We start from the raw sequence: 24,879 nt of genomic DNA on the forward strand, positions 1-24,879 counted from the left end.
ACTCCGCTTTTACGAATCCCCAATCCCCAATGCCAAATTCCGATACCTCAACCATGACTCCGCGCGAAATCGTGCAGGAGCTCGATCGTCATATCGTTGGCCAGCACGATGCCAAGCGTGCGGTTGCCATCGCGCTGCGTAATCGCTGGCGCCGCATGCAGCTGCCCGAAGAGCTGCGCAACGAGGTGATGCCCAAGAATATCCTGATGATCGGCCCGACCGGCGTCGGCAAGACCGAGATCGCGCGGCGTCTGGCCACCTTGGCCAATGCGCCCTTCGTCAAGGTGGAAGCCACGCGCTTTACCGAGGTCGGCTATGTCGGCAAGGATGTGGAACAGATCATTCGCGACCTGGCCGACACCTCGGTCAAGCTGTATCGCGAACAGGCCAAGGTGCGCGTGCGCAACCAGGCCGAAGAACGCGCCGAAGACCGCCTCCTGGATGCGCTGCTGCCGCGCCGTGCGGCCGGGATCGGGTTCGATCCGGAAGCGGCGCGCAACGAGCCCTCGGCGCAAGACAACGACACCCGCATCAAGTTCCGCCGCATGCTGCGCAGCGGCGAGCTGGACGAGCGCGAGATCGAGCTGGAAGTGGCGGTCAACGCCAGCATGGACATCATGACCCCGCCGGGTATGGAGGAAATGGGCCAGCAGCTGCGGCAGATGTTTTCCAACCTGGGCAGCGGCAAGTCGCAGAAGCGCAAGCTCACCATCAAGGCCGCGCGCCCGCTGCTGATCGAAGAAGAAGCCGGCAAGCTGGTCAACGAAGACGACGTGCGTGCGGCGGCGATCGAAGCCTGCGAGCAGCACGGCATCGTGTTCATCGATGAAATCGACAAGGTCGCCAAGCGTGGCGAAGCCGGCTCCAACGGCGGCGATGTCAGTCGCGAGGGCGTGCAGCGCGATCTGCTGCCGCTGGTGGAAGGTTCCAACGTGTCGACCAAGTACGGCACGGTCAAGACCGACCATATCCTGTTCATCGCCTCCGGCGCGTTCCATCTGGCCAAGCCAAGCGATCTGATTCCCGAATTGCAGGGCCGTTTCCCGATCCGTGTCGAATTGACCGCGCTGACCAAGGCCGATTTCGTGCGCATCCTCACCGAGCCCAAGGCGGCGTTGATCAAGCAGTACGAAGCCCTGCTGCAGACCGAGGGCGTGCGCCTGACCTTTGGCGCCGATGCGGTGGAGCGCCTGGCCGAGATCGCCGCGCAGGTCAACGAGCGGCAGGAAAACATCGGCGCGCGCCGCCTGCACACGGTGCTGGAGCGTCTGCTCGATGTGCTGAGTTATGAGGCGCCGGACCGCGACGGCCAGAGCGTCACGGTCGATGCGGCCTACGTCGATGCGCAGCTCGGCGAACTGGTGCAGGACCCGGACCTGAGCCGCTATATCCTCTGACGGCGAGGGCACCGCACTAGAGAGTTGGTCGGTGGCCGCGTGAAAAACTGTTTGCCGAACGTGCGTCGGACTTCGAGCCGGCGCATCAGGGTCACGGCGCGCATCACGCACTGCCCTTGCTGCTCTTAAGCAAGCACACCGACCATCTCGACTTGGTCCTTGCCCGCCCACCGTCGCGGGACCTTACGCGGCATGGATGCCGCGTAAGAGCCTACATGGACGTACTTGCGGCGTGTCCTGCGATGGTGGGCGGGCAAGGGCCTCGCAGCCAAGCCGCAGATCAAGCGCTCTGCACCCAAACCGCTGCAGTCAAACCGCTGCACCCAAACCGCTCAGTCCTCGCCGATATCCTCGTTCCACACGTCGGGGTTGGCCGAGATATAGCCGCCCAGCAGGTCGATGCATTCCTGGCTCTGCAGGTCGATGACAGTGACGCCGTGCTCGCGCAGCCAGGATACGCCGCCCTGGAAGGTGACCGACTCGCCGACCACCACGGTGCCGATATTGAACTGGCGCACCAGCCCGCTGCAGTACCAGCACGGCGCCAGCGTGGTGACCATGATGGTGTCCTTGTAGCGACGCTGCCGGCCGGCCTTGCGGAAGGCATCGGTTTCCCCATGCACGGAGGGATCGTTTTCCTGCACGCGGCGGTTGTGGCCGCAACCGAGCAGACGTCCGTCGTTGTGGTACAGCGCCGCGCCGATCGGGATGCCGCCTTCGGCCAGGCCCTGGCGGGCTTCGGCAATGGCGGTGTCGAGCAGTGCGCGGTAGTCGGGGGTGGTGATCATGCAGGCTCCTGGGTGGCGGCGTCGGCGCGACGCAGCATGTCGATGTGGGGAATGCCGTCTTCCAGATACGGTGCGGACGAGGGCGTGAAACCGTGTGCGGCGTAGAACGCCTGCAGGTGCGCCTGCGCACCGAGTTGCACGGCGCTGGCGGGCCACTGCCGGTGCACCAGCCGCAAGCCTTCCTGCAGTAATGCGTGTGCGAAGCCGTGGCCGCGCTGCGTGGCGGCAATCACTACCCGGCCGATGCTCGGCTCGGGGTAACTCACACCGGGCGGTAGCACGCGCAGATAGGCGGCCAACGCACCGTCGTCGGTGCTACCGAGCAGATGCAGCACACCCGGCAGGCTGTCCTTGCCATCCAGCTCCGGATACGCGCACTGCTGCTCCACCACGAACACATCCGAGCGCAGCCGCAGCAGCGCGTACAACTGCGTGGTGCTCAGTTGGTCGAAGCGCAGGCATTGCCAGTGCAGCGAGGGTGGGGACAGGGACGACATCACCGCATGATAGCGGCTGTGTCGCGTCAGTCGACCGCGCTGTCGGTGTCGATCGCCACCACCACCGACATGCCCGGGCGTAGCCGCGGTGCCAGCGCCTGGTCCGGATCGACGCTGATGCGCAGCGGAATGCGCTGGGCGATCTTGACGAAGTTGCCGGTGGCGTTGTCGGCCGGCAATACGCTGAATTCCGAGCCGGCGGCCGGAGAGATTTCCTGCACACGGCCGTGCAGACGCGCATTGTCCAACGCATCCACGGTGAAGCTGGCGCGTTGCCCGATGCGGATCTTGGCCATCTGGGTTTCCTTGAAATTGGCCACGATCCACAACGTGTCCGGCACCAGCGACATCAGCTGCGTGCCATTGGTGACGTAGGCGCCCTGGCGCACGCCGAGCTGGCCGAGCTGGCCATCGCGCGGGGCCAGGATGCGCGTGTTGTCCAGATTGATCTGCGCCAGTTGCACGGCCGCTTGCGCATTGGCCACCGCCGCTTCCAGGGCGGCGCGATTGACGGTGACGCTGCGTGCGTTCTCCTCGGCGGCCTGCACGGCCGCGCGCGCCTGCGCCACGCCGGCATCGGCCTGCGCACGTGCGGCGAAGGCGGTGTCGCGATCCTGTTCGGATACCAGTTTCTGCTCGGCCAGCTGCTGCGCGCGCGCATACGCCGAGCGGGTGCGGTCGCGCTGGGCCTGATTGCTGCTCAGTGCGGCGCGTTGTTCGGCGATGGTGGCATCGGCGCTATGCCGCTGCTGGTCCCAGTTGGACAGGTTGGCCTGGGCGGTCTGCAGCTGCGCCCTGGCCTGTTCGAGCTGCTGGGCATAGATGCGGTCGTCGATCCTGGCCAGCAACTGACCGTGTTTGACGTGGGCGAAGTCCTGCACCGGCACCTCGGTGACATAGCCGCTGACCTGCGGCGCGATCACCGTGATCTGGCCATGCACCATCGCGTTTTCGGTGCGCTCGACGGCGCTGACGAACGGCGGCAGGCGCCATGCATACAGCACCAGCAATACGCCGATGAGCGCAAGCCCGCCGAAGCCGATCACGCCACCGATGCGGCGCCGCCTGCGACGTTGCAGATCGGCAGGAGAGGTTGAAGCTGCAGGTGTATTCATGGGCGCGCGGTGGAAGCAGGAGAGGGGGACGCAGCGGATGGGCGCAGATAACGCCGCCACACCAGCACGGACAGGATCCATAGCCCGGTGGCGATGGCGATGCAGCCGATCAACAGGAACACGTCGTTATAGGCGAGCACATTGGCTTCGCGCGTGGCCACGCTGCCCAGGGCGCGCACGCCCTGGGCCTGGCGCAGGGCCGGGTCGCCGATGCTGCGGCCGTACAGCGCGGCATAGGCCTGCACGCGCGCGGCTACTTGCGGGTCGGTCAATGCCAGATGTTCGACCAGCTGGCTGGAATGGTATTTCTCGCGCACGACCTGCACGGTGCCGAGCAGCGCGCCGCCGAGCAGGCCGCCCATGTTCTGTGCCATGCCGAACAGCACGATGAAGCTGATCAGGTGGCCCGGCTGCGCGATGACCCGGCCCAGCCCGGCCACCATTGCCGGGCCGATGAAAAAGGTGCTGCCAAACGCGAGCAGGAACTGGCTGACGTACATCTGCTCCGGGCGGGTGAGGCTGGTGGCATCGGCATCCATGAAACAGCCGATGCAGATCGCCGCCACCGCAATGATCAGATGTTCGGCCACCCGCGCCGGATTGATCAGCCACGCGCTGGCGGCAACGCCGACCACTGCGCCCAGCAACATCAGCGCGAACAGGGTCTGCAGCTGCGTGTTGGCCAGTCCCAGGGTCTGGAAGAAGCCGATCGCGCCGGTGCTCTGCTCGGACAGCACCAGCCGGATCAGCAGGATTGCCAGGCCCAGCCGCAGCATGTCGCCGCTGGCCAGCCAGCGCGTGTTGATCATCGGGTTGCGGCGGTTGTGCTCGATCCACGCCGCCGTGCACAGCAGCACGATGGAGGCCGCCAGCACCACGCCCAGCCACGGTGTGCTGGTCCACCACAGCAGCCGCCCCAGCGACAGCACCGCCGCCAGCCCGGCCGAACCGGCCGCGAACAGGCTGAAGGTGAGGAAATCCAGCGGCTCGAATACGCGATAGCGGTCGCTGGGCGGCAGCTTGAGCGCCAGCACGCAGGCCAGCGCGAACACCGCCAGGCCCAGTTCGAATAGGTACAGGCCCTGCCACTGTGCAAATTCCAGCAGATCGGTGGAGAACACCCGCGCCAATGGCAGCGCCAGCTGGGTCACCCCCAGCCCGGTCACCACCGCCTTGAGCCGGTATTTGGCCGGGAACGCCTGGATCACGTAATACAGCCCCAGCGAGCTGAGCGCGGCGCCCACCAATCCGTGCGCGGCACGCACGGTGATCGCCGAGCTCAGGCTGTGCACGAACAGATGCGCGAAGGCGATGACCGCATACAGCGCCAGGAAGATCTCGGTGAAGCGCCGCAGCCCGAACTGCTGGCGGAACTTCACCAGCAGCAGGTTGGCCGACATGTTGGTCATCACGTAGGCGGCCGGCAGCCAGGCCATTTCGGTGGCGTAGGCGCCCAGCGTGCCCTGCAGATAGGTCAGGTTGGCGGTGACCAGCGCATTGCTCAGCCCGCCGGTCAGCGCCACCACCACGCCCACCAGCCCGTACTGGATGCGGCGCCGGGTAGAGTGCAGGGGGGTGGAGGCCGACCCGGGCAGGGTGGGCTTCTCGTGGGGCTGCCAGTCGCGCTGGACGTACTTGTCGTGCACGCAGGGCTCGCAGGGCCGGTCGCAGGGAAGGCAGCGATTGTGGTCCGGTTGCGGTCATGGCGGCGTCAGCAGTGCGATAATCCGCCCATGAGCGAATCCCCCTATACCTCCGGTACCACCCATTTCGGCTTCCGCGACGTCGCTGCCAAGGACAAGCAGAAGCTGGTCGGCGAAGTGTTCACCTCGGTCGCGCGCAACTACGACCTGATGAACGATCTGATGAGTCTGGGCGTGCACCGCGCATGGAAACGCTACTTCGTGGCGACCGCGCAGGTGAAGCCGGGCGACCGTGTGCTGGACCTGGCCGGCGGTACCGGCGACATCGCCGTGCTGCTCAAGGAGCGCGTCGGCAACGAGGGCGCGGTGGTGCTGGGCGACATCAACGCCGGCATGCTGTCGGTAGGCCGCGACCGGCTCACCAACCGCGGCCTGGTGGCCGGCTTCGATTACGTGCAATGCAATGCCGAGGCGCTGCCGTTCCCGGATCAGAGCTTCGATCTGGTGACCATTTCCTTCGGCCTGCGCAATGTCACCGACAAGGACGCCGCGCTGCGCGAGATGTACCGCGTGTTGAAGGTGGGCGGGCAGGCGCGCGTGCTGGAGTTTTCCGAAGTCACCGCCGACTGGTTCAAGCCGATCTACGACTTCCACTCGTTCAAGATCCTGCCCAGGCTGGGCCAGCTGTTCGCGCGCGACGCCGACAGCTACCAGTACCTGGCAGAAAGCATCCGCAAGCACCCGCCGCAGGAATCGCTCAAAGGCATGATGGGCGAGGCCGGATTTGCGCGTTGCCACTACAAGAACCTGACCGGCGGCATCGTGGCGATCCACTCCGGCTACAAGATCTGACCCGGATCCGACCCAGCGTGATCTGAGCGTCCGGTCCGGCGCGCAGCATGCGCCGGACATCGCGCATCGGGCATCGCACGAGCAGGTCATGCTCGTGTTCGCTTGCCGCACGATTGCACTGTGCGCAGGTGCGTTTGCCGACAAACTTTTGAGACTCCCGTCGCGTTGGCTCCACTGACGGTCGGCGACACTAGGCGCTCTTTTGCCGGAGACGTGGATGCGCTTGTACGCAGGGTTGTCGCGCGTGTTTCCCCGCTCCTTCAGCGCCAAGCTGCTGGCGGTGACCTTTGTCGGCATCCACCTGCCGTTGCTGTTGTTGATCGCCTGGCTGGCCGCGCAAAGCGAGTTGAGCGGGCGCCCGCTGTGGTCGGTGGTGATCGTGGCGCTGCTGGCCACGCTGGCTGGCACCGCGGCGACCCTGTCGGCCCTGTATCGCCTGCTCGCACCGCTGCGCATCGCCGCCGACGCACTGGATGCGTATTACGCCGATCAACGTCTGCCCAGCCTGCCCGAACATGGCGACGACGAACTGGGGCGGTTGCTGCGTGGCATCAATCGCAGCCTGCGCGGCATCGATGCCGGCATGCGCGATCTGAAGAAGCACGCCTTGTTCGACCCGCTGACCGAGGCCTTGAACCGGCGCGGCTGCGAGCAGGCGATGCGCGATTCGGTCACCGCCGCGCAGCGCGAAGGCTGGCCGTTCGTGCTGTTCGTGCTGGACATGGACAACCTCAAGCCGATCAACGACCGCTTCGGCCATCTGGCCGGCGATCGCGTGCTGGTGCGGCTGGTGGAATCGGCCTACGGCTGGCTGGGCGCGCAGGACTGGATCGGGCGCTGGGGCGGCGACGAATTCCTGATCGGCGTGCATGCCAGCGAGGACGACGCCACGCTCAAGCTCAATCAATGGCTGTCGATGCTCGAACGCGAGGATGCCGACGAGGCGCCGCTGCATGTGAGCGCCGGCAGCGCGGTGTGCGAGCGTGGCCTGGATGCCACCGAGCTGTATCGCCGCGCCGATGCGGCGATGTATCGCGCCAAGTTTTCCGGCGGCCGGCGTCTGGTACGCGACGGGCATGACAGCCCGCGCAGCCATCCGGTGGTCTAGGCGATCCGGCAATCACCTGGCGGCCGGGTCGCAGGCGGGTGCGCGCTAGGCACGGGTAGCCTGAGTTACGCCATTAACGCGGTTGCTGCGTAAGGTTCGCGCCGACGCGGCCAGCGACATGCACGGTGTCTCCAGCCGGCGCGGGTTGAGCGGCCGGCACGTGCTCGCCATCGGCCGCACGGGCAGGCAACGGCCCGGGGCGTTAAAATGCTCAATTCCCTCGCTGCGGTGCCGTCGATGCGCTTCCCGTTCCTGTCGCTGTCCCTGGCCGTGTCCATTGCGCTGGCCGGCTGTTCCAACGAGTCCACGCCGCCGGCCGCCAGCACCGCCGCGCCGGCCACCACTGCCAAGGCCCCCGTGAAAGCAGACGCCCGCAACCACGACGAAAGCTCCTACGCCCAGCCGCAGCTGGTGGTCATCAAGGATCTGGCGCTTGACCTGAAGCTGGATTTCGACGCCAAGCAGATCGGCGGCACCGCCACCTACACGCTGGAATGGAAGGACAAGGCCGCCAAGCAGCTGGTGCTGGACACGCGCGAGCTGAGCATTGCGCAGGTGCAGGCCGACGACGGCAAGGGCACGCTGGCGCCGCTGCAGTTCGCGCTGGCGCCGGCCGACAAGACCTTCGGCAGCAAGCTCACCATCGAGGCGCCGAATCAGCCGGCCAAGGTCGTGATCACCTACCACACCGCGCCGACCGCCTCCGGCCTGCAGTGGCTGGAGCCGTCGATGACCGAAGGCAAGCAGTTGCCTTTCATGTTCAGCCAGTCGCAGGCGATCCACGCGCGTAGCTGGGTGCCGTTGCAGGACACCCCGAGCGTGCGCTTCACCTACAGCGCGCACGTGACCTCGCGCCCGGACGTGATGGTGCTGATGAGCGCCGACAACGACCCCAAGGCCGCGCGCGACGGCGACTACAGCTTCAAGATGCCCGAGCCGATTCCGTCCTATCTGCTGGCGATCGCCGCCGGCGACGTGGTGTTCAAGCCGATTTCCGCGCGCTCGGGCGTCTGGGCCGAGCCGGCCATGGCCGACAAGGCCGCCAAGGAATTCGAAGACACCGAAAAGATGATCGGTGCTGCCGAAAAACTGTATGGCCCGTATCGCTGGGGCCGTTACGACATGCTGGTGCTGCCGCCGTCGTTCCCGTTCGGCGGCATGGAGAATCCGCGCCTGACCTTCGCCACGCCGACCGTGATCGTCGGCGACAAGTCGCTGGTGTCGCTGGTCGCGCACGAACTGGCGCATAGCTGGTCCGGCAACCTGGTGACCAATGCCAGCTGGAAGGACATCTGGCTCAACGAAGGCTTCACCACCTACGTGCAGGCCCGCATCACCGAAGCGCTGTATGGCGTCGAGATGGCCGAGATGGAGCGCGAGATCGACCAGGGCGACCTGCTGGCCGAAGTGAAGGGCATGGCGCCGGCCGACCAGGCGCTGGCGCTGCCACCGCTGGCCGAGCGCGACCCCGACGAAGCCCTGAGCCAGGTGGCCTACGTCAAGGGCGCATGGTTCCTGCAGTTCCTGGAGCAGCGCTTCGGCCGCGAGGTGTTCGACCCGTTCCTGCGCGGCTGGTTCGACGATCACGCGTTCCAGAGCGCCACCACCGACCAGTTCGTCGATTACCTCAACAAGAACCTGCTGGACAAGCATCCCAACACGGTCAGTGCGGCCGAGGTGGATGCGTGGTTGAAGCAGCCGGGCATCCCGGCCTTCGCCGCCAAGGCACGCTCGCGCAGCTTCTCGATCGTGGACACCGCGCGCATCGCCTGGAGCGGCAGCGGCACGCTGCCGAGCAAGCAGGTCACCGGCGAATGGGGCACGCAGGAATGGGTGCACTTCCTCAGCGGCATGGGCGCCATGCTCAAGCCCGAGCAGCTCAAGCAGCTGGATGAGGCCTACCACTTCACCGGCACCCCGAACGGCGAAATCGCCATGCGCTGGTATCCGCTGGCGATCCGCAGCGGCTACACCGATGCGCGCCCCGCTGCAGGCGAGTTCATCGAACGCGTCGGCCGCCGCAAGCTGGTGCTGCCGATCTACGCCGAGTTGTTGAAGACCCCGGACGGCATCGCCTTCGCCGAGCAGGCCTTCGAAAAGGCCAAGCCCAGCTACCACCCGATCACCACCGCATCGGTGGCCGAGATGATCGCCAAGGCCAAGGCGGCACCGCCGGCGCAGCCGCAGCCGTAATGGCAGCGGGAGGGCGTTGCCGACGCCCTCCCGCCGCTTTCCTTGCTGCATCGTGCAGGCAGCACCGCGCCCTGCAATCGCCGTTGTAGGAGCGCACCCGGGCGCGACGTGGCGTTACCGGGAATGCTCCATCGCGCCCGGGTGCGCTCCTACGCTGTGTGGCCGTTTGATCGCGGCTATCGTGGGCAGGCTGGTATCGTTGCCGCTGCCTTTCATGCCTTCCGGAGTCGACGATGAAGTATCTGCTGAGCGCGGCCTTGTGCGTCGCTGCAGTGAGTGGCTGTACCGACCGCGAGGCGCAGCGTCAGGCGCAGGCAAGCGCGCAGGCGCAGGCCAAGCAACAGCAGGCCGATGCACTCGCCAAGCAATACGACGAGGCGGTGAAGGCCGGTAACTGGGACATGGCACGCGCGCATGGCGCCGCACTGCTGGAAGGCTACGCCGGGACCGCGGCGGCCACACGCATCGAACCTGGCTATGCCGACATCAAGGCCAAGGGCGACCAGGCGCGCGAACTGCGCCGCATGCAGGCGTTGTGGCAGTACTCGCAGGTGCCGGCCAAGGGCGGCACGCAGCGCTCGGCGATGATCGATGCCAAGAGCCGCGTGGATGTCGACGGCAGCGGCCCCAAGCCGGTGAGCCTGGTGTTCCGCGATCACCCGCAATGGAAACGCCACAGCTATCTGGTGCTCAAGGCCGGCGACTTCAACTGCTATGGCGGCTGCAAGGTGCAGATCTCGGCCGATGATGGCGCAGCACGCCCGATGGCCGCGCACCGCCCCGACACCGATGAAGCGATCGCGATGTTCATCGACGACGACAAGGCGCTGTGGAAGCTGGTGCGCAATGCCAAGCGCATCAGCATCGCGTTCCCGGTGAAAGCCGGCGGCACGCGCACGGCAGAGTTCGAAGTGGGTGGCCTGGACACCACCCAGATGCCGGGCTGGAAGTAGGCGCACCGCCCTTGCACGGCACCAGCTGCGCAGCCGGTGCACGGCATCGGCATAGGAGCTGGTGCATTCGGGTGCGTGCGCGCGGTGTGCGTTCCCCTGACGGCTTGCGATGTTGCGTCAACCATCTTTGGAGTCTTTGCACGTATGGATGCCATGGCCATCACACAGATCTCTCCCGCGTTGTCCGGCTACCGCTATTGGGTGTTCGACATGGACGGCACGCTGACCGAAGCGGTGCACGATTTCGCGTTGATCCGACGCGCGTTGGAGATCCCGCCCGAGGCGGACATCCTGCACCACCTGGCATCGCTGCCGGCCGAGCAGGCCGCAGCCAAACACGCCTGGTTGCTCGCGCACGAGCGTGAACTCGCGCACGCCGCACAGCCTGCGCCCGGTGCAGTGGCCCTGGTGCGTGCGTTGCAGGCAGCCGGATGCCGGCTCGGCATGCTCACCCGCAATGCGCGCGCATTGGCGCAGGTGACATTGCAGGCGATCGGCCTGCACGATGCATTGCCTGGGACGACATCGTCGGCCGCGATGAGGCCGCCCCCAAACCCGCACCCGATGGCCTGCAGTATTTTGCGCAACGCTGGGCGGTGGAGGGCACAGCACTGGTCATGGTCGGCGATCACCAAAACGACCTGGCCTGCGGCCGTGCAGTCGGTGCCTGCACCGTGCTGGTCAACACGCCCGGCGATCCATGGCCCGGCCTTGCCGACTGGCGGTTGCAGGATTGCACGCAGTTGCTGGCGCAGTGGAACCGCTAGCGTGAGCTTTGGCGAGTAGGCCAGGCGCGCGAAGCATGGAGTGCGATGCGTGGCTGGCCGCGTGTCTCTGGATGACGATGGCGATCAGGACACCGTCATCGCATTGGAAGAGTGACATGCGCTCGAAAGGGCGCGGACGCTGCTGAGTCTTGCAACGCGTCATCAGCACTGCCAGACATCATGCAACTGGCCTATGCCGTACCCTCATCCGCCCTTCGGGCACCTTCTCCCGATGGGAGAAGGGAAGGCGGCAGCACCCGTTCGACGACGTAGCTGGCCTTCGGTGAGGTGTTGCCTTGCGCAAGCCACAGCAAGCTATGTCGCCTCAAGCGTGCAAGGTGCGCAGCACTGACCGACAGGCAGTCCCACCCCCGCTGCACCATCCATGTCACAGCACGCCCGGCGCAAACTGTGCCAGAACCGTGACAGTGCGCCTTGCGCAAGCGACTGCCATCACATCAAACCTTGCTGCTCCAACATGGTGCGTCGCACCAGTGCGCTGGCATGGCGTTTGCTCTTTCCCTCTCGACGTTTCCGACGTCCGCGGTGCAACTGGCGGGTGCAACGCCTGCGCTGCGGGATGTTTCAACCGACTGGTTGTTCAATCGAGAGGGGTAGACGCATATGCACCAATCTTCCTGTCGCAGCCTGCGCAGCAGTGTGCTGCTCATGCTTGCGCTGAGCGCCGCGTTGGCCGGCTGCAAGAAAGACGCCGCCACGGAAACGACAACGCCTGCACCGGCCGCCACTCCCGCAGCCGCGCCGGCCGCCGCCACCGTGGTCGATACCGACAGCGAGTTCACCACCAATGCCAGCAACCCGGATAACTGGGGCGGCATCGGGCGCGACTTCGCGCTGACCCGGCACAGCCCGCTGGCCGAGATCAATCGCGACAACGTCAAGAACCTGAAGATGTCGTGGGAAATGAAGACCGATGCCACGCGCGGCCACGAAGGTCAGCCGCTGGTGATCGGCAGCGTCATGTACATGGTCAGCGCGTATCCGAACAACGTATTCGCCATCGACCTGGCAGCGCAGGACGACGGCGGCAAGGTGTTGTGGAAGTACACCCCGCAGCAGGACGAACGCTCGGTGGCGGTGGCGTGCTGCGATACGGTCAACCGCGGCGCCTCCTATGCCGATGGCAAGCTGGTGTTCGGCAGCCTGAGCGGCGATGTGATCGCACTCGATGCCAAGACCGGCAAGGAAGTGTGGAAGCAGAAACTCGCGCACCCGGACAAGGGCGAAACCATCACCATGGCGCCGATCATCGCCGACGGCAAAGTGGTGGCCGGTATCAGCGGCAACGAGTTCGGCGTGCTTGGGCGTGTCGCTGCCTACAACCTGGCCGATGGCAAGCAGGCCTGGTCTTGCGATGCGGCCGGTACCGACAAATCGATCTGCCTGGGTGCGGATTTCAACAAGGCCAACCCGCAGCATGGCCAGCTCGGCGATCTGGGCGTCAAGACCTTTCCCAACGACGAATGGAAGCGTGGCGGTGGTGCGGCCTGGGGCTGGTACAGCTACGACCCGAAGTTGAAGCTTCTGTATTACGGCACCGGCAATCCCGGCCTGTGGAGCCCGTCGTATCGCTGCGGCAAGACCTCGCAGGAGGAATGCAACAACGGCGAGCATGACAACAAGTGGTCGATGACCCTGTTCGCGCGCAAGATCGATACCGGCGAAGCGGTGTGGGGCTACCAGAAGACGCCGTTCGACCAGTGGGACTACGACGGCATCAACGAGCCGATCCTGGTCGATCTGAGCATCGACGGCAAGCAGGTGCCATCGGTGGTGCAGTTCGACCGCAACGGCTTTGCCTACGTGCTCGATCGCCGCGACGGCACCTTGCTACGCGCACACAAGTTCGTGCCGGCCAACTGGGCCGAACGCATCGACATGAAGACCGGCCGCCCGGTCAAGGTGGCCGCGCATTCGCCGCTTGAACGCGGCAAGAAGGTGCAGGCCTTCCCGTCGGCGATGGGCGGCAAGGACCAGCAGCCGTGCTCGGTGGATCCGGCCAATGCGGCGGTGTTCTTCTGCGGCACCAACAACTGGCATATGGAGCTGGAACCGCAGGAACGCGGCAACACCATGATGGGCCTGCCCTACGTGTTCGCCAACGTGATGATGAAGCCCAACGAGCCGGGTGCACTGGGCATCGTCAAGGCCTTCGACGTGGTGGAAGGCAAGTCCAAGTGGGAGATCAAGGAGAAGTTCCCGGTGTGGAGCGGCACCCTGGTCACCGACGGCGGGCTGGTGTTCTACGGCACGCTGGATGGCTGGTTCCGTGCGGTGGACAAGGACACCGGCAAGAAGCTGTGGGAGATGAAACTGCCCTCCGGCATCATCGGCAACCCGATCGCCTACAAGGCCAATGGGCACCAGTACGTGGCGGTGTTCTCCGGCATCGGTGGCTGGATCGGTCTGCCGGTGGCCGCAGGTCTGGATCCGTCCGATCCATATGGCGCGCTGGGCGCAGCCGGTCTGGCATTTGGTGCCGGCTTCGACAAGATCCCGCTCGGCGGCATGGTGCACAGCTTCCGGATCGATGGTGCCGGCAAGACCGTGACCGCCAGTGCCACCGCCACGGCGGCTGCAGGCGGCACCGCCAACACCGCAGCGAAGACCGCACGATGAGTTCCACGCAAGGCGTTGGACGCGCGCACTGGCAGTTCGCTGCCGGTGCGCGTGGCATGCACCGGCAGCTGTGTCGGCTGCTGGTGCTTTGCAGCCTCGGACTCGTCGCCGCAGGCTGCACCCGCGAGCCGTCCTCACCGACGGCTCGCGCTTCTGCTTCCGATGCGGCGCCCGCGACGGCGGCCTCCACTGCGGCACCGGCCACGGCCAGTGCTCCACCGCCAACGCCCGATCCGCACGTGCTGCGGGTCTGCGCCGACCCGGGCAACATGCCGCTGTCCAACAAGGCCGGCGAAGGCTTTCAGAACAAGATTGCGCAGGTCGTGGCCGAGGCCATGGGCCGGCGCCTGGAATACGAGTGGCGCACCTATTACCAACGCGGGCTGGCACGCAGCACGATCACTGCCGGCCGCTGCGATGTGTTGATGGACCTCAACAGCGATTTCGAGCAGGGCCTGACCACACGCCCGCTGTATCGCTCGGCCTATGTGCTGGTGACGCGCAAGGGCCTGGATCTGGTGCCGACGTCGCTGGACGATCCGGCGCTGAAAACACTGCGGCTGGGCGTGTTCCAGAGCTCGCCCGCACGCCAGGCCCTGTACGAGCACGGCATCAGCGGCCAGGTGCAATACCTGTTCTACGACTCGGCCACGGCGCCGGAAGAACATCCCGGCAAGCTGGTCGAACGCGTCGCCGCCAATGAACTGGATGCGGCCGAATCCTGGGGCCCGGTGGCCGGTTATTACGCGCAGCGCAGCGGCCTGGGCGTGGTGCCGCTCAATACCATCGACGATGCGGTGCTGGAGTATTCGATGGCATGGGCGGTGTCGCGCAAGAACGCGGACCTGCGCGATGCCTTGAACACGGCCATGCAACAGAGTTCAGCAAAGATCGCCGAGATCCTGCGCAGCTATCACGTGCCGCTGGTGCGCTGTGGCGACTGCGTGGTAGCCGGCGATCTGGCCGCGCACGGGCCGTATGCCACGCCGATGCCGGTGTCCAAGGCGCCAAGCCCGGCTGCGTCCTCGCAGGAGCTGGCGCAGCTGCAACTGCGCATCGCCGACGGTGCCGACCCGAACCAGGAACTGGCGCATGCGCTGGATGCAGGCGACGCGGTGCGTGCGGCGTGGCTGTTGCGGCATGGCGCCGATGCCAACCGTCCCAACCTGCTCGGCGAGCCGCCGTTGCATCAGGCCATCCGCAACCAGGAACCGGATCTGGTCGGACTGCTGCTCGATGCCGGCGCACGCCTGGATGCGCGCGATGGCAGCGGCTGGACCGCCTTGATGAAGGCAGCCTGGGCCAACGATGCCGGCAGCGTGACCAGGTTGCTCGGCAAGCGCGCGCCGGTGGACACCGTCTCCAGCGATGGCTGGAGCGCGCTGGACCTGGCGGTGTCCTACGCCGATGTCGGCGTGGTGCAGGCCTTGCTCAAGGCGGGCGCGGATGTACGGCGTGCCAATGCCACCGGTTTCACGCCGGTGATGTTCGCGGTGGCGCGCGACGACCCGGCGATGCTCGATGCGGTGCTGGCCGGCGGTGCCGACGTCGGCCACGCCAACCAGGCTGGCGTCACCGCATTGATGCTGGCGGCCGCGGCCGGGCGCGACGCGGTGGCCAAGCGCCTGCTGGCGGCCGGCGCCGACCCTGCCGCACGCAATCGCGACGGCAAGACCGCCGCTGCATTAGCGCAGGCACGCGGCGATAACGCGCTGGCCACGCTGCTTACCGAGGCCAGGCGCCCCTCCCGGCAATGACCGTGTCACCCGCCGCGCGCACGGGGTGCGCGGTGCTCCCTCCGATCAGAAAGGTTCGTTCATGCGCAAGTCCACCGTGGGTTGTTTCGATCGTTCCATGCGCGCACCGCTGTGCGCGGTGATGCTCAGCGTCGTGCTGGCGGCCTGCGGCAAGGACGCACCGCCGCCCGCGCCCGCGCCTGAGGCGGCCACCGCACCGGCTGCCAGCCCGCCGGCGCCGGCCACCGGTACTGCTGCACCTGCGGCGGCGAGCGCCGCGGTGCCCAATCCGGCCGCCGGGCCTGCGCCGGATCCGGCCACGCCGCCCGCAGCGCCGGCCACCGTGGTGCCGATCCCGAAGGGGCCGGAGGTCAAGGTCACGCCCGAGCTGATCGCCGAGGGCAAGAAGATCTATTTCTCCGCCGGCTGCAATGCCTGCCATGGCGGCACCGGTGGCGGCGGCATGTGCCCGCCGTTGACCAACGACATCTGGGTGTATGGCAGCGACGACGACACCTTGCGTACGCTGATCAGCGAAGGCACCGCCGCGATGATCACCCACGGCAAGACGCGGGTCGGGCATGAAAAGGTGGTCGGGCAGATGCCGCCGTTCGCGCCGGTGCTCAAGCCGGGCGACACCGAAAAACTGCTTGCCTTCATCCATTCGATCAACAAGACCGCGGGCAAGGCGCAATGAGGCCAGCGCCGGCCGGTTGGCAGTGCATCCTTGCAGCAACTGCGCTGGGCGCGCTGCTGGTCTTGGCCGGTTGCCGTCGCGATGCGGAGCTGCCGGCGTCCAACGCGGCGCCGGCGGCAGCGATGCCCGCAACGAAGGCCGCGGCGCCGGTGCCCGCAACGCGGCCGGTATTTGCCTATGTGCCCAACCAGCGCAGCGGCACGGTGTCGGTGATCGATACGCACACCGACACGGTGGTGCGTACGCTCAGTGCGCGGGGGCAACTGGGCAAGCGTCTGCAGCAGGTATTGCCGGGCCCGCAGGGGCATCTGTACCTGATCGATGCCGAGCATCACCGCCTGATCGAACTCGATACCGACAACGACGCGGTGCTGCGCAGCGTGGAGATCGGCGAGAACGCCGAAGGCATTGCGCTGTCGCCGGACGGCAAGCAGTTTGCGGTGTGTGTGGAAGGCCAGAACCAGGTGATGTTGATCGATGCGGCGCAGTTCAGCGTGCAACAGGTGATCGCCACGCGCGGGCAGGCACCCGAGCACTGCGCCTACACGCCGGACGGGCAGTGGCTGCTCACCAGCAACGAGGGCTCCAACGACATGGACATGATCGAGCTGGCCACCGGTCGCTCGCGCGGCGTGGTCGCCACCAGCGGCCATCCGCGCGGTATGGCGTTTGCACCCGACGGGTACAGCGTCTACATCGCGCAGGAGACCGCCAACGTGGTCGACGTGATCGACCTGCAGACGCGTCGACGCCGCGCCAGCCTGCCGGCCGGCGTGCGCACGGCCGGCGTGGCGTTGTCTGCCGACGGCACGCGGCTGTATGCGTCCAACGGCGGTGCCGGCACGCTCAGCGTGATCGATACCAACACTGCGCGCAGTCTCGCCGAGATTGCGGTGGGGCTGCGGCCGTGGAATCCGGCACTGACCCCGGCCGGCGACAAGCTGTATGTCGCCAACGGGCGCTCGAACACGGTCAGCGTGATCGACACCGTCGCATTGCGCGAGATCAAACAGATCCCCGTCGGCGAACTGCCGTGGGGCGTGGTCATCGCGCGCTGAGCGGCGGGCATGCCGCAGCGCGCCAGGGAGGCCGGATGAAGACACGCGCTGCGGTGGCATGGGGTCCGCACCAGCCGCTGACCATCGAAGAGGTGGACCTGCAGCCGCCGCGGCCCGGCGAGGTGCTGGTGCGCCTGGTCGCCACCGGGATCTGCCATGGCGATGCGCATGCATTGGCGCATGCGCAGGCGGGCAGCTTCCCGGTGATCCTGGGTCAGGAAGGCGCGGGCATCGTCGAGGCGGTCGGTATCGGCGTCACCAGCGTGCAGCCCGGCGATCACGTCATCCCGCTGTACATGCCCGAATGCGGCGTGTGCAAGTTCTGCCGCTCCGGCCGCACCAACCTGTGCCAGGCGATCCGCAGCAGCCAGGAGCGCGGGCTGATGCCCGATGGCAGCAGCCGGTTCTCGTTGCACGGCCGGCCGATCCTGCACCACATGGGCATCAGCACGTTTTCCGAATACACCGTGGTGCCGGAGATCGCGGTCGCGCGGATCCAGCCGGAGGCAGCGCTGGATCAGGTCTGCCTGCTCGGCTGCACGGTCACCACCGGCGTCGGTGCGGTGCTCAACAGCACGCATGTGCGGCCCGGCGACTGCGTGGCGGTGTTCGGCCTGGGCGGCATCGGCTTGTCGGTGGTGCAGGGCGCGGTACTGGCGCAGGCCGGGCGCATCATCGCGGTGGATATCGACCCGGCCAAGTTCGCGCTGGCGCGCGCGTTGGGCGCCACCGATTGCCTGGATCCGCGCGACTACGGCGCACCGATCCAGCAGGTGATCGTGGACCTCACCGATGGCGGCGCCGACCACAGCTTCGAATGCGTGGGCGATGTCGGCGCGATGCGCGCGGCGCTGGAGTGCTGCCACAAGGGCTGGGGCGAGAGCGTCATCCTCGGCGTGGCCGACGACGCGCAGGAAATCAGCACGCGCCCGTTTCAATTGGTGACCGGGCGGGTGTGGCGCGGCAGCGCCTTCGGTGGAGTGAAAGGGCGCAGCGAATTGCCCGGCTATGTCGCGCGCTATCTGCGCGGCGACATCCGGCTTGCGCCGTTGATCACCCGCACGCTGGCGCTGGACGACATCAATCAGGCGCTGGCGGACTTGCGTGCGGCGCGCGGCATCAAATCGATCGTGCTCTATTGAGGAGACGCAGATGGCAGCAGGCACACGCAGCACGGCAAGGTTGCACCATCACGCACTGGCAGGCGCCTGCGCCAGCGCCTTGCTCGCAAGCAGCGCGCTGGCAGTGGCGGCCGATGCGCCGCAGGTGACCTGGCTGGACCGCATCGAGGTCACCGCCACGCCGATCCCCGGCACCACCATCGATGCGGCGCAACTGCCGTACATGGTGCAATCGGCCACCAACAGCGAGCTGTCGCGCGCGCGCAGCAACAACCTCGGCGATCTGTTGCAGCGGCGCTTCGTCGGCGTGGATGGCAACGATGTGCAGGGCAGCGCGTTCCAGAACGACCTCACCTTCCACGGGTTTCGCGCCTCCGCCTTGCCCGGCGCCTCGCAAGGCGTGTCGGTGTATCTGGACGGCGTGCGTTTCAACGAACCATTCGCCGACATCGTCAGCTGGGACATGCTGCCCGAGTCGGCAATCAATGCAGTGACCCTGATGCCCGGCTCCAATCCCTTGTTCGGGCCGAACACGCTCGGTGGCGCGGTGGTGTTGTCTACCGCATCAGGCCTCACCTCACCAGGAGTGCAGGGCGAGCTGAGCATCGGCAGCGGTGCGCGCAAGCGCCTGGATGCCAGTTACGGTCTCGCCAGCCAGGACGGCTGGCATGGCTTCGTCGCGGTGACCGGTTTCGACGAGAACGGCTGGCGCGATGCCTCCGAGGGCCGCCTGGGCACCGTGTTCGGCAAGGTCGGCAAGCAGGGCGAGCAGACCGACTGGAGCCTGTCGGTGCTGCACGGGCGCAGCCGCCTGATCGGCAATGGCCTGCTGCCGGATACGCGCTACACCGACGATGGCCCCGAGCCCGGCCTGTATCGCGCCGACCGCCGCGCGGTGTACACCTCGCCCGATCTCACCCGCAATCGCAATACGCTGTTCACCGCGCAACTGGACCATCGCTTTGATGCGGACACCGCATTGCATGCACTGGCCTACGCGCGCGTGGGCCGCCGCGACACCGTCAATGGCGATATCGGCGAGGACTACGAAGAATTCGTCGAAGAATGCGCCTCCGGCTACGCCGCCGACGGCAGCGCGCTGGATGCCGATTGCGATGTCGCGCGCGCCGATGCCGATGCATTGCCCACCGGCGCGCTCAACACCACCCAGATGCGCCAGGAGGCGCAAGGTCTGGCAGTCAACCTGAGCAGTCAGTGGGGTGCGCATGCGCTCAGCACCGGCGTCACCTTCGATCGTGGTCACGTGCGCTATCAGCAATTCGCCCGCGACGGCTGGGTGCAACCGGACCGCTCGGTCGCTGCCGATCCGGATGCCGAGCGCGCGTTCTTTTCCGGCGTGCGCGGCAGCACCAAGACGCTGGGCGTGTTCGTCGCCGACACCTGGGCGCTGGACGCTGCCACCCATCTCAGTGCCGCAGTGCGCTGGAATCGCGTGGTGGTGGACAACATCCTTTCCACCGCCGACGACGGCGACCGCCCACGCGAGCGCTTCGTCTATGCCAAGGCCAATCCGTCCCTGGGTCTGACCCATCGGCTCGATTCGGGGCTGACGTTGTACGGCTCGGTCGCGCAAAACAGCCGCGCACCGACCGCGATCGAACTGGGTTGCGCCGATCCCACCCAGCCGTGTCGGTTGCCGACCGGCCTGCAGGCCGACCCGCGCCTGGAGCAGATCGTCTCCCGCACGTACGAGCTCGGCGCGCGCTGGGCGCCGTCGGCCAACAGCAACGCCAGCCTGTCGGTGTACCGCGCCGACAATCGCGACGACATTTTGTTCCTGCGTGCACCGGACACCCAGCTGGGTTACTTCGACAACGTCGGCCGCACCCGCTACCAGGGCGCGGATCTGGCGCTGCGTCTGCGCAGCGGCGACTGGCAATGGTCGGCCGGCTACAGCTTCCTGGATGCGACCTACCGCAGCAATGGCGAGCTGCTGTCCGGCGAGCGCGTGATCGCCTTGCGTCCAGGCCTGCGCATCGCCGCATTGCCGCGCCACAACCTCAAGCTCGGCGTGGAATGGCAGCACGATGCGCTGACCCTGGGCGCCGGGGTGCGTGCGGTGTCCGGGCGCGTGGCCAGCGGCAACGAGGATGGCCAGGTCGACAATGCCGACGACGACGAGCCCGCACCCGAGCGCATCGACATCGGCACCGCCGGCTACGCGCTGGTGGATCTGCAGGCGCGTTGGCAACTGGGCGCGCGGCTGTCGCTGTTCGCCCGCATCGACAACGTCTTCAACCGCCGCTACGCGACCTACGCGGCCGTGGCCGAAGACGTGTTCCCCGATGGCGAACTCGCGCGTCCGCAGGATGCGCCGGTGGAAACCGGCCCGGCAAGGTTCCTCGCGCCGGGTGTGCCGCGGCAGTATCTGATCGGGTTGCGTTGGGCGTTATGAGGCTGGGGATTCGGGATTGGAGATTAGGGATTCGCAAGGCGCAAAGTGCAATCGCCAGTCGCCCGCAGCGTTATCTGGATGGTGCCGAGCTGCGCTAGTCGAGGGTGCGGTGTCCTCACCGCTCGCGGGACACGCCGTAAACCCATCCCTGGGGGCTCGGTGGCGGCATCCATGCCGCCACACGGTCCCGCAAGCGGTGAGGACACCGCACCAGACAGTTGATTGGTTGCCTTGTTTAAAACCATGCACACCGACCATCTTGACTGGCCCTTGCCCGCCCACCGTCGCGGGACCTTACGCGGCATGGATGCCGCGTAAGAGCGTACAAGGACGTACTTGCGGCGTGTCCTGCGATGGTGGGCGGGCAAGGGCCCTGCAACCAATCTCGCAGCCAAGCCCCAAATCATCCGCTCCACAATCGCGGCATCGACACGTGGTGCATGCCGCACCAAACAACAGCGGCACCCACCTGATGGTCAAGAAGTGCTCTTGATAAATCGCTCCAAATACCAGCGCCAAGACCCCGCCTTGGCTCTAACGAATCCCCAATTCCGAATCCCAAATCCCCGCCCTCCAATCACCCGGTATCCAGGCCATGCTTGCGCAGCTTGCGATACAGCGTGTTGCGACTGATGCCCAGGGCATCGGCGGTGCGGCTGACATTCCAGCGGTGGCGTTCGAGTTGTTGCTGCAGCACCAGGCGTTCGGCCTGGTCGAGTGCGACGCGGCCGGGCATGTCGTCGGCGGCCACCGCGCCGCCATCGACCAGGCACGGTGCGCTGCCGGCATCGACGATTTCCTGCGGCAGATTCGGCAGGCGGATCACTCCGTCGCTGCACAATACCGCCGCCGTGCGCAGCACATTACGCAACTGGCGCAGGTTGCCCGGCCATGCGTAGCTCAGCAGCTTGTGCATCGCTTCCTCGCTGATGCGCACGCTGTGCTCGCTGGTTTCCTCGCGCAGCAGCGTGCGAATCAGCTCGGCCTTGTCGCTGCGCTCGCGCAGCGGTGGCAGGTGCAGCACCACGCCATTGAGCCGGTAATACAAATCCTCGCGAAACTCGCCGGCCGCCACCCGCTGCGCCAGATCGCGATGGCTGGCGCTGATCACGTGCAGCTCCAGCGGTACCGCGCGTTCGCTGCCCAGTGGGGTGACGCATTGTTCTTCCAGCACGCGTAGCAGGCGGCTCTGCAAGGGCAGCGGCATGTCGCCGATTTCATCCAGAAACAGGGTGCCGCCGCTGGCCTGCAGCAATTTGCCATGGCGGCCTTCGCGCGCGGCATCGGTGAACGCGCCGCGCGCATACCCGAACAATTCGCTCTCTATCAATGCCTCGGGAATCGCCGCGCAGTTGATCGCCACGAACGCGCCGCCAGCCCACGGCGAGCCGCGGTGCACCGCCTTGGCGAATTCCTCCTTGCCGGTGCCGGTGTCGCCGCACAGCAGAATCGACACCCGATGCGCAGCCAGCTTCAAGGCATTGGCCAGGTTGTGGCGCATGCGCGAATCCGAGCCGACATGCTCACCGGGTTGCAGCTCGGTATCCGGTGCCAGCTGCGCCGGCCCACCCACCGCCGGCAGCGCAGCGCGCGCTCGCGGCGGGCGCACCAGTGCGTAGAACCGTCGCCCATGGCAGGCGCAGCGGATCGACCACAAGGTGCCGGCATCGCTGCCGGCGCGGTGCTCGAGGGTGTCGAAATCCAGCTGCATCACCTGTGCGATGTTGCGGCCCACCAGCTGGCTGCGATCGATCTTGCCCAGTTGCTCCAGCACCGCCTCGTTGACTGCCAGCACGCGGCCATCGGTATCGATCGCGATCAGTGCCTCGTGCAGCAGGCCGGCGAACTCGGGCCGGCTATGGAAGCGCAGGATGAAGGCATGGCCGAACTGGTTGAGGAAATGCGAGCGCGAGATCTGCGCCGCCGACATGCTCACCAGGGCCACGGTGTGGCGCTGGATCTGCTTGCCGTCCTGCGCGTTGGGGGTGGACGCATCCAGCACCGCCAGCAGCCCGCCATGCGGGTCCAGGATCGGCGCGCCGCTGCATGACAGCGGCAGATGGCGGGTCAGATAATGTTCGCCGCGGTGCACGCTGACTGCGGTGCGCTCGGCGGCGCAGGTGCCCAGGCCGTTGGTGCCCTGGTGACACTCGGCCCAGCTGGCGCCGCAGAACAGACCGGCCTGGCGGAATTCGCGCAGCAGGGTGGGGTCGTGCACGCTGTGCAGCACGGTCGCCTCTGCATCGGCAAAGATCACGGCGTAGCCGCTGCCGGCGATCTGCTCGTAGAGGTTTTCCATCTCCACCTTGGCAATGCGCAGCACATCGCCCAGACGTTGCTGGCGCTCGCGCACGTGCAGCGCATCGTGCACCAGCGGCTCGGGGGCTGCCTCGGGCAACAACGCGTAATCGTCCAGGCAGCGCCGCCACGAGCGCGACAGTGGTGCGGCAAGCGGCGCGATGTCGCGCAACCGACGGATCTGCCGGAGCGCATCCGGTTCGATCTCCGGCAGGGCGATGGACGTGGCGGCGACAACGCTTGGCTCGGACATGGGCCAGCGTTCCTCAGTGGGCGCGAAGCGTCAGTAGAGGCACAGATCGGGCTGATGCTCAAACTGCATTGCAGCAATTGCGGTGCCGACGCGCCCCTTTCCTGCGGGAGCGGGGGTGCGGTGAGGGGGCGGTGCGAAGCCCGAAGCTGTTCAACTTGCACGGGGCTTCGCCCGTCCCCTCATCCGCCCCTGCGGGGCACCTTCTCCCGAGAGGAGAAGGGCAAGCGCTGATCAGCGGCGGTGCGCGTCAGAGCGCGTAGCCGAACTGCTGCTTGAACTGGTCGTTGAACTCGGCAAAGTCGAACCGTTGGTTCTGCGTGCCCGGGTGCTCCACCTTCAGCGCGCCCATCAGGTTGCCCATCCGCCCGATCGTCAGCCAGTCGTAACCGCCCTGGATGCCGTAGATCAGGCCGGCGCGGAAGGCGTCACCGCAGCCGGTCGGGTCGACCACGCGGCGCTCGTGCGCCGGCGGGATGTCGTAGGTCTTTTCCGGCGTATGCACCAGCGCGCCCTTGGGGCCCTGCGTGGTGATGTAGGCCTGCACGCGCGAGACGATGTCCTTCTCGTCCCAGCCGGTGCGTTCCTGCAGCAGGTTGGATTCGTAGTCGTTGACCACCACGTACTGGGCCTGCTCGATGAACTGGCGCAGTTCCGGGCCGTTGAACAAGGGCATCGCCTGGCCGGGGTCGAAGATGAAGGGGATGCCGGCGGCAGCGAACTCTTCCGCATTCTGGATCATGCCCTCGCGCCCATCCGGGCCGACCAGGCCCAGGGTCACGCCCGGCACATCCTTCACGTGGTTCTCGTAGCTGCGCATCATCGCGCCCGGATGGAAGGCGGTGATCTGGTTGTTGTCGTGGTCGGTGGTGATGAAGGCCTGCGGGGTGAACAGGTCGTCGATGATCTTCACCCGCGACAGGTCGATCCCCAGCGTTTCGAAATGCTCGCGATACGGGCCGAAGTCCTGGCCCACGGTGCCCATCGGGATCGGCGCGCCGCCGAGCAGATGCAGGTTGTAGGCGATATTGCCGGCGCAACCGCCGAACTCGCGGCGCATGCGCGGGACCAGGAACGACACATTCAGGATGTGCACCTTGTCCGGCAGGATGTGGTTCTTGAACTGGTCCGGAAACACCATGATGGTGTCGTAGGCGAGGGAACCACAGATCAGTGCGGACATCGAGTCAGGCCTTTGCGTTGGGAAATACCCGCCAGTTGCCGGGCATGGCAGCGGGACGGCGCGCGCGCCGCGGCGCAAAGGGTAACGGCTGCGACCGATCAGGGCCACAACCGCATGCCATGCCCGGCGTGACCGGCACATGAAAACGACGCCGCAACGGCCGATTT

Annotated in this window: 17 protein-coding genes and 1 pseudogene; 12 read left to right on the forward strand and 6 right to left on the reverse strand. The window is 66.7% G+C overall.

Features of this window, described 5'->3' with window-relative positions; all coding sequences use genetic code 11:
- The first annotated feature begins 29 nt into the window (after positions 1 to 29).
- Positions 30 to 1,397, forward strand: a complete 1,368-nt coding sequence (gene hslU / locus DGN21_RS03230; protein ID WP_024940232.1) for an ATP-dependent protease ATPase subunit HslU — start codon at positions 30 to 32, stop codon at positions 1,395 to 1,397.
- Positions 1,398 to 1,729: 332 nt separating this feature from the next.
- Here hslU and DGN21_RS03235 read toward each other — a convergent pair whose 3' ends face one another.
- Genes DGN21_RS03235 through DGN21_RS03250 form a run of 4 tightly spaced genes read right to left on the reverse strand, consistent with a single transcriptional unit; the run spans position 1,730 to position 5,443 of the window.
- Complete coding sequence (locus DGN21_RS03235; RefSeq protein WP_016903626.1) at positions 1,730 to 2,185, reverse strand: nucleoside deaminase; 456 nt, start codon at positions 2,183 to 2,185, stop codon at positions 1,730 to 1,732.
- Positions 2,182 to 2,682 carry a GNAT family N-acetyltransferase gene (locus tag DGN21_RS03240; RefSeq protein ID WP_126965497.1) on the reverse strand — a complete coding sequence of 167 codons (501 nt, stop codon included), beginning with the start codon at positions 2,680 to 2,682 and terminating at the stop codon, positions 2,182 to 2,184. Before DGN21_RS03240 ends, DGN21_RS03235 begins: the two co-directional genes overlap by 4 nt.
- Positions 2,683 to 2,708: 26 nt before the next feature.
- Positions 2,709 to 3,797: an HlyD family secretion protein gene (locus DGN21_RS03245; protein ID WP_104571068.1), complete on the reverse strand. Its 1,089-nt coding sequence runs from the start codon at positions 3,795 to 3,797 to the stop codon at positions 2,709 to 2,711.
- On the reverse strand, positions 3,794 to 5,443 hold the full coding sequence (locus DGN21_RS03250; protein WP_215825118.1) for an MFS transporter: 1,650 nt from the start codon (positions 5,441 to 5,443) through the stop codon (positions 3,794 to 3,796). Before DGN21_RS03250 ends, DGN21_RS03245 begins: the two co-directional genes overlap by 4 nt.
- Positions 5,444 to 5,530: 87 nt before the next feature.
- Here DGN21_RS03250 and ubiE point away from each other — a divergent pair, with 87 nt between their 5' ends.
- The 11 genes and pseudogenes from ubiE to DGN21_RS03305 all read left to right on the forward strand — a co-directional run bounded on the left by ubiE (position 5,531) and on the right by DGN21_RS03305 (position 20,981).
- Positions 5,531 to 6,292 carry a bifunctional demethylmenaquinone methyltransferase/2-methoxy-6-polyprenyl-1,4-benzoquinol methylase UbiE gene (ubiE, locus tag DGN21_RS03255; RefSeq protein WP_016903622.1) on the forward strand — a complete coding sequence of 254 codons (762 nt, stop codon included), beginning with the start codon at positions 5,531 to 5,533 and terminating at the stop codon, positions 6,290 to 6,292.
- Positions 6,293 to 6,509: 217 nt separating this feature from the next.
- Positions 6,510 to 7,400 carry a GGDEF domain-containing protein gene (locus DGN21_RS03260; protein WP_024940237.1) on the forward strand — a complete coding sequence of 297 codons (891 nt, stop codon included), beginning with the start codon at positions 6,510 to 6,512 and terminating at the stop codon, positions 7,398 to 7,400.
- A 237-nt stretch (positions 7,401 to 7,637) separates the two neighbouring features.
- On the forward strand, positions 7,638 to 9,593 hold the full coding sequence (locus DGN21_RS03265; RefSeq protein WP_184429022.1) for a M1 family metallopeptidase: 1,956 nt from the start codon (positions 7,638 to 7,640) through the stop codon (positions 9,591 to 9,593).
- A 233-nt stretch (positions 9,594 to 9,826) separates the two neighbouring features.
- On the forward strand, positions 9,827 to 10,546 hold the full coding sequence (locus DGN21_RS03270) for a hypothetical protein (protein WP_126965494.1): 720 nt from the start codon (positions 9,827 to 9,829) through the stop codon (positions 10,544 to 10,546).
- A gap of 144 nt (positions 10,547 to 10,690) precedes the next feature.
- Positions 10,691 to 11,313, forward strand: a pseudogene (locus DGN21_RS03275) (HAD family hydrolase).
- Between the two features lie 624 nt (positions 11,314 to 11,937).
- On the forward strand, positions 11,938 to 13,953 hold the full coding sequence (locus DGN21_RS03280; protein WP_326520548.1) for a methanol/ethanol family PQQ-dependent dehydrogenase: 2,016 nt from the start codon (positions 11,938 to 11,940) through the stop codon (positions 13,951 to 13,953).
- Complete coding sequence (locus tag DGN21_RS03285) at positions 13,950 to 15,710, forward strand: quinoprotein dehydrogenase-associated putative ABC transporter substrate-binding protein (RefSeq protein ID WP_126965493.1); 1,761 nt, start codon at positions 13,950 to 13,952, stop codon at positions 15,708 to 15,710. Before DGN21_RS03280 ends, DGN21_RS03285 begins: the two co-directional genes overlap by 4 nt.
- A gap of 25 nt (positions 15,711 to 15,735) precedes the next feature.
- On the forward strand, positions 15,736 to 16,386 hold the full coding sequence (locus DGN21_RS03290; protein ID WP_047126076.1) for a c-type cytochrome: 651 nt from the start codon (positions 15,736 to 15,738) through the stop codon (positions 16,384 to 16,386).
- Entirely contained in the window at positions 16,383 to 17,444 is a 1,062-nt protein-coding gene (locus tag DGN21_RS03295) for a beta-propeller fold lactonase family protein (RefSeq protein WP_126965492.1), read from the forward strand. The genes DGN21_RS03290 and DGN21_RS03295 overlap by 4 nt, the downstream gene beginning before the upstream one ends.
- A 35-nt stretch (positions 17,445 to 17,479) precedes the next feature.
- Positions 17,480 to 18,586 carry an S-(hydroxymethyl)glutathione dehydrogenase/class III alcohol dehydrogenase gene (locus DGN21_RS03300; protein ID WP_126965491.1) on the forward strand — a complete coding sequence of 369 codons (1,107 nt, stop codon included), beginning with the start codon at positions 17,480 to 17,482 and terminating at the stop codon, positions 18,584 to 18,586.
- Between the two features lie 10 nt (positions 18,587 to 18,596).
- A complete protein-coding gene (locus DGN21_RS03305; RefSeq protein WP_126965490.1) occupies positions 18,597 to 20,981 on the forward strand; it encodes a TonB-dependent receptor in 2,385 nt (794 codons plus the stop codon).
- A gap of 577 nt (positions 20,982 to 21,558) precedes the next feature.
- On the opposite strand, the gene DGN21_RS03310 is transcribed toward DGN21_RS03305, so the two are convergent.
- Together DGN21_RS03310 and DGN21_RS03315 are read right to left on the reverse strand one after the other, a co-directional pair.
- Positions 21,559 to 23,532: a sigma-54-dependent Fis family transcriptional regulator gene (locus DGN21_RS03310; protein ID WP_065032118.1), complete on the reverse strand. Its 1,974-nt coding sequence runs from the start codon at positions 23,530 to 23,532 to the stop codon at positions 21,559 to 21,561.
- Between the two features lie 247 nt (positions 23,533 to 23,779).
- Entirely contained in the window at positions 23,780 to 24,712 is a 933-nt protein-coding gene (locus DGN21_RS03315; RefSeq protein WP_003482735.1) for a carbohydrate kinase family protein, read from the reverse strand.
- Positions 24,713 to 24,879 lie beyond the last annotated feature (167 nt).

Origin of the sequence: Xanthomonas sp. MLO165, assembly GCF_018831305.1 — a bacterium.
GTDB lineage: Bacteria > Pseudomonadota > Gammaproteobacteria > Xanthomonadales > Xanthomonadaceae > Xanthomonas > Xanthomonas arboricola.

Coding starts and splice junctions, on each gene's coding strand:
- DGN21_RS03280 (WP_326520548.1), top strand. CDS start 11,938: ATGCACCAATCTTCCTGTCGCAGCCTGCGCAGCAGTGTGCTGCTCATG.
- DGN21_RS03310 (WP_065032118.1), bottom strand. CDS start 23,532: ATGTCCGAGCCAAGCGTTGTCGCCGCCACGTCCATCGCCCTGCCGGAG.
- DGN21_RS03235 (WP_016903626.1), bottom strand. CDS start 2,185: ATGATCACCACCCCCGACTACCGCGCACTGCTCGACACCGCCATTGCC.
- ubiE (WP_016903622.1), top strand. CDS start 5,531: ATGAGCGAATCCCCCTATACCTCCGGTACCACCCATTTCGGCTTCCGC.
- DGN21_RS03245 (WP_104571068.1), bottom strand. CDS start 3,797: ATGAATACACCTGCAGCTTCAACCTCTCCTGCCGATCTGCAACGTCGC.
- DGN21_RS03265 (WP_184429022.1), top strand. CDS start 7,638: ATGCGCTTCCCGTTCCTGTCGCTGTCCCTGGCCGTGTCCATTGCGCTG.
- DGN21_RS03285 (WP_126965493.1), top strand. CDS start 13,950: ATGAGTTCCACGCAAGGCGTTGGACGCGCGCACTGGCAGTTCGCTGCC.
- DGN21_RS03305 (WP_126965490.1), top strand. CDS start 18,597: ATGGCAGCAGGCACACGCAGCACGGCAAGGTTGCACCATCACGCACTG.
- DGN21_RS03295 (WP_126965492.1), top strand. CDS start 16,383: ATGAGGCCAGCGCCGGCCGGTTGGCAGTGCATCCTTGCAGCAACTGCG.
- DGN21_RS03240 (WP_126965497.1), bottom strand. CDS start 2,682: ATGTCGTCCCTGTCCCCACCCTCGCTGCACTGGCAATGCCTGCGCTTC.
- DGN21_RS03300 (WP_126965491.1), top strand. CDS start 17,480: ATGAAGACACGCGCTGCGGTGGCATGGGGTCCGCACCAGCCGCTGACC.
- DGN21_RS03270 (WP_126965494.1), top strand. CDS start 9,827: ATGAAGTATCTGCTGAGCGCGGCCTTGTGCGTCGCTGCAGTGAGTGGC.
- DGN21_RS03315 (WP_003482735.1), bottom strand. CDS start 24,712: ATGTCCGCACTGATCTGTGGTTCCCTCGCCTACGACACCATCATGGTG.
- DGN21_RS03260 (WP_024940237.1), top strand. CDS start 6,510: ATGCGCTTGTACGCAGGGTTGTCGCGCGTGTTTCCCCGCTCCTTCAGC.
- hslU (WP_024940232.1), top strand. CDS start 30: ATGCCAAATTCCGATACCTCAACCATGACTCCGCGCGAAATCGTGCAG.